1 protein-coding gene is annotated in these 5,041 nt (G+C 68.8%); it reads left to right on the top strand.

Features of this window, described 5'->3' with window-relative positions; genetic code table 11:
• On the top strand, positions 1-5,041 hold a 5,041-nt coding region (locus tag ABZ348_RS34455), incomplete at both ends, for a type I polyketide synthase (RefSeq protein ID WP_358939923.1).

The raw sequence follows: 5,041 nt of genomic DNA, 5'->3' as shown, positions 1-5,041 counted from the left end.
ACCCACGGCACCCCCACCCACTGGCACACCACCCCCACCACACCACCCCCCAACCTCCCCACCTACCCCTTCCAACACCACCGCTACTGGCTGGAAGACGCAGCCACCGACGGTGATCCGGAGAGCCTCGGCCTGCGCACCACGGACCATCCGCTGCTCAGCGCCGCAACCACCCTCGCCCACGGCGACACCCTGCTCCTCACGGGCCGGATCGCCGCGCGAGCACACCCCTGGCTCACTCATCGCGCTCTGCACGGAACCGTCCCGCTCGAACTCGCACTCCAGTCGGGGCGTCTCCTCGGCGGGCTCGCGGTCGCCCGACTCACCCCGGGAGAACCCCTGGCGCTGCCGCCCGCGGGCGGCCTGGACGTTCAGTTCACGGTGTCCGCTCCCGAAGCGGACGGCGAACGTGCCTTCCAACTCTTCGCCCGTCCCTACCAAGACGCAGCAGACGCCGCAGACACCAGCGAGGACGGCTCCCTGCACCGCCCATGGACCGCGCTCGCCTCCGGACGGCTCACGACCGCCCCCACTGCGCCCCTCCCCCGTATTCCAGATGCGCAACCGCACGCCACGGTCGCCCTGCCCGAGGAGATCACGGAGGAAGCGGGCCGCTACGGTCTCCATCCGGCGCTGCTCGACCTCGCCCTCGAAGCCGCCATCGGTGCCATCGACGAGGACATGGCGCCTGCGGTCTGGGGCGGTGTGATGCTGCATGCGGTGGGCGCCCAGGCGCTGAGGGTCTTCGTCACGCAAGAGGCCACCGGCTACTCCCTCCGCCTCACGGACGGCACCGGTGCCCTCGTGGCCAGCGTCGACTCGCTCGAACTGCGGCCCCTGGAACGTGCCACCGCTGGGGCTCGCCATGACTGGCTGCTGAGCCTCCACTGGCCGACGCTCGACACCGACACATCCACATCGGTCGACCCCCTCCCGCCCTGGGCCCTGATCGAAGGAACCGCGGCGACTGAGGCAACCGCGGGGATCGAGGGAACCGCAGGGGTCGAGGGAGTTGACGCACCGGGCCTCACCTCCGTCTTGGGTTCCGCGCCCGTGGCCCCGGCGGAGTCACCCTCTCTCGTGATCCTCGCGGCCGACCACGCGGAAGGGCTCCTGGTGGAGCTCCAACAGCAACTGTCCGCGGCGGTGGCCGATCGGCTCGTCGTGCTGACCCGGCACGCGGTGGTGACCGAGGCCGATGACCCGACCAGAGCACCCGAGCCCGGCCCGGCCTCCGTTTGGGGGCTGGTACGGGCCGCGCAGGCGGAGAACCCGGGCCACATCACCCTCGTGGACCTGGACGAGGAGCCGGCCTCGCTGCCGAATCTGCCCCGTGCGCTCGCCTCCGGCGAGCCCGAGTTGGCCATCCGCGGCGGAGTCCTGCACGTGCCCCGGCTGAAGCGTTCCAGTCCCGAGGCGCTCACCGAAACCGAGCGGTCGACACCGGTGGCCCAGGGCACCGTCGTCATCTCAGGCGACGGCGATCTCGCGGAGGCCGCAGCCCGTCACTTCATCGATGCCGCCGGGGCCAAGGCCCTCCTGGTCATCGGAGAGGACACGGCCTGGACGGGGCCGTACCTCGATCGGGGCGTTCAGGTGGACGTGTACCCGGGCACGGCGTCCGACCGGGAGGCTCTGGCTGCGGCCCTGACCCGGCTACCGGCCGACCTGCCACCGACGGACATCGTCCATGTCCCGGGGCCGTCCGCCGAAGCGGTACTCCTGTCCACGGATCCGGAGGCGTTCGCCGACGCGCTCCGCACTGAGACCCGGGCGGCCTGGAACCTGCACGAGCTCACCCTCGATCAGGACCTCGCTTCGTTCACCCTGCTCGCGCGGAGCCCTTCCGGCGTTCTCGGTGGTACGGGTCATGCCGCCGAGGCCTCGCTCGGCGCACGGCTCGATGCGCTCGCCCACCACCGGCGGACGCTCGGGCTGCACGGCACCTCGATCGCATGGGGCCCGCGCGAGGCCGTCACCGATCCGGCGTCCCATGGACTCGCGCCCTTCCGCGCGGACCAGATCGACGCTCTGCTCACCCTCGCCCTCGACCGGCCCCCCGGCCAGCATCCCGCCCGCATTGCGGCCCGTCTGGACCGGGTTGCGCTACGGGAACGGGCTGGAGCCGGGCTGGTGCCTGCGGTGCTCCGCGACCTCGTCAGGATCGAACGCAACGCTTCCGTCGGGCCCTCGGCAGCAGCCGGATCGTTCGCTTCGACGGTCGCCGAGCTGACGGAGTCCGAGCAGTTGCGCACCCTGCTCGACCTGGTGACACGTCAGATCGCAGGAGTGCTGGGCCACCACCCCGGCAGTACGGTGGACGCCTCCCGCGCCTTCAAGGACTTGGGCTTCGACTCCCTCACCGCGGTCGAACTGCGCAATCGACTCGCCACGGCGACCGGACTACGGCTTCCCAGCACCCTGATCTTCGACCATCCCTCGCCCGGTGTCCTGGCTTCCTGGTTGCGTACGGAGCTACTCGGCTCGACTGCCGAGGCGCGCGATCCGGGAGCCGCCAGCGGTGACGACGGCGAACCCATCGCCATCGTGTCGATGGCCTGCCGCTTCCCGGGCGGGGTGCGCTCCCCCGAGGACCTGTGGCGGATCGTTGAATCCGAAGGAGACGCCATCTCCCCGTTCCCCACCAACCGGGGCTGGGATCTGGAGCAACTCTTCAACGACGATCCGGACCATGCGGGGACCTCATACGCCCGTGAGGGCGGCTTCCTCCATGACGCGGACCAGTTCGACCCCGCGTTCTTCGGGATCAGCCCGCGCGAGGCGACGAGCATGGACCCCCAGCACCGGCTGCTGTTGGAGACGGCGTGGGAGGCGTTCGAGCGGGCCGGGATCGACCCCACCTCCTTGCAGGGGTCCCGCACCGGTGTGTTCGCGGGCGTCGTCTACACCGACTACGGGGCCCGCGTGAAGCTACCGGCTGATATGGAGGGCTATCTGGGCATCGGCAGTGCGGGGTCGATCGCGTCGGGACGGATCGCGTACACCCTCGGTCTGGAGGGGCCGGCCGTGACGGTGGACACAGCGTGCTCCTCGTCGCTCGTCGCCCTGCATCTCGCGGTGCGCTCGCTCAGGAGCGGCGAATGCGATCTCGCGCTCGCGGGCGGTGCCACCGTGCTCGCGAACCCGGACATCTTCGTCGGTTTCAGTCGTCAGCGCGGCCTGGCCGAGAACGCCCGGTGCAAGGCGTTCGCAGCAGGCGCCGACGGCACGGCGTTCGGCGAGGGGGTCGGCCTGCTGTTGGTGGAGAGGCTGTCGGACGCTCGCCGCCACGGTCATCAGGTGTTGGCCCTGGTCCGCGGCACCGCGACCAACCAGGACGGGGCGAGCAACGGCATCACCGCTCCGAACGGGCCTTCGCAGCAGCGGGTGATCCGGCAGGCGCTGGCTGATGCGGGCCTGGAGACCGTCGACGTGGATGCGATGGAGGCGCACGGTACGGGGACCACATTGGGCGACCCGATCGAGGCCCAGGCCATCGTGGCGACGTACGGGCAGGACCGGCCGGTGGACCGGCCGCTGTACCTCGGTTCGTTGAAGTCGAACATCGGCCACACACAGGCCGCGGCCGGTGTGGGCGGGATCATCAAGATGGTGGAGGCCATGCGCCACGGAGTGCTTCCCCGCACCCTCCACATCGACGAGCCCTCACCGCACGTCGACTGGTCGGCAGGCGCGGTGGAGCTCTTGACCGAGGCCCGTGCATGGCAGCGGAACGGCCGTCCGCGCCGGGCGGGAGTCTCCGGGTTCGGCATGAGCGGCACCAATGCCCATGTGGTGTTGGAGGAGGCCCCCGTAGCAGAGTCCGGGCCCGAGGAGCCGGTGGGGGTGGTGGGGGGTGAGTCGTTGGACCCCTGGCTCCTCTCAGCCCACTCCGACACCGCACTCAAGGACCAAGCCACACAACTCGCCACCTACCTCAACACCCACCCCCACACCCACCCCAACACCATCGCCCACACCCTCGCCACCGGACGCTCCCACCAACACCACCGAGCCGTCATCACCCACACCAACACCACCACACTCAACCAAGCACTCACCGCCCTCACCCAACAAACCGAACACCCCAACCTCACCCAAGCAACCACCACCACCCCCGGAAAAACCGTCTTCGTCTTCCCCGGCCAAGGCTCCCAATGGGACGGCATGGCCCGCGACCTCCTCAACACCTCACCCACCTTCACCCAACACCTCACCGAAGTCTCCAACGCCATCGAAACCCACACCGGCTGGAACCTCCTCACCCTCCTCACTCAACCCCACCCCAACCACCCACCGCTCGACCGCGTCGACATCATCCAACCCGCCCTCTTCGCCGTCATGACCAGCCTCGCCAAACTCTGGCAACACCACGGCATCCACCCCGACGCCGTCATCGGACACTCCCAAGGCGAAATCGCCGCCGCCTACATCGCCGGCGCCCTCACCCTCCAAGACGCCACCCAAATCATCACCCTCCGCTCCCAAACCATCCACAACCACACCAAAAACGGCGCCATGGCCCACATCCCCCTCGACCCCACCACCACAACCACCCACCTCACCCCCTACAACGACCTCCACATCGCCGCCCACAACGGACCCCACTCCACCATCATCGCCGGCAACCCCCAACAACTCCACCAACTCACCACCCACCTCAACCAAAACAACATCCAAACCCGCACCATCAACGTCAACTACGCCTCCCACACCCCCCACGTCCACACCCTCAAACAACAACTCCACCAACAACTCCACAACATCAAACCCCACCCCACCCCCATCACCTTCTACTCAACCCTCACCACCAACCCCATCGACACCACCACCCTCACCGCCGACTACTGGTACCAAAACCTCGCCAACCCCGTCCTCTTCCACCCCACCATCCAAAAACTCCACCAAACCGGCCACACCACCTACATCGAAACCAGCCCCCACCCCACCCTCACCACCGCCATCCACGACACCCTCACCACCACAGACACCAAAACAGACACCGACACCGACACAGGCACAGGCACAGGCACAGGCACAG

The organism is Streptomyces sp. NPDC005963 (genome assembly GCF_040638655.1).
Taxonomy (GTDB): Bacteria; Actinomycetota; Actinomycetes; order Streptomycetales; family Streptomycetaceae; genus Streptomyces.
This window is presented reverse-complemented; position numbering and strand designations above follow the sequence as displayed.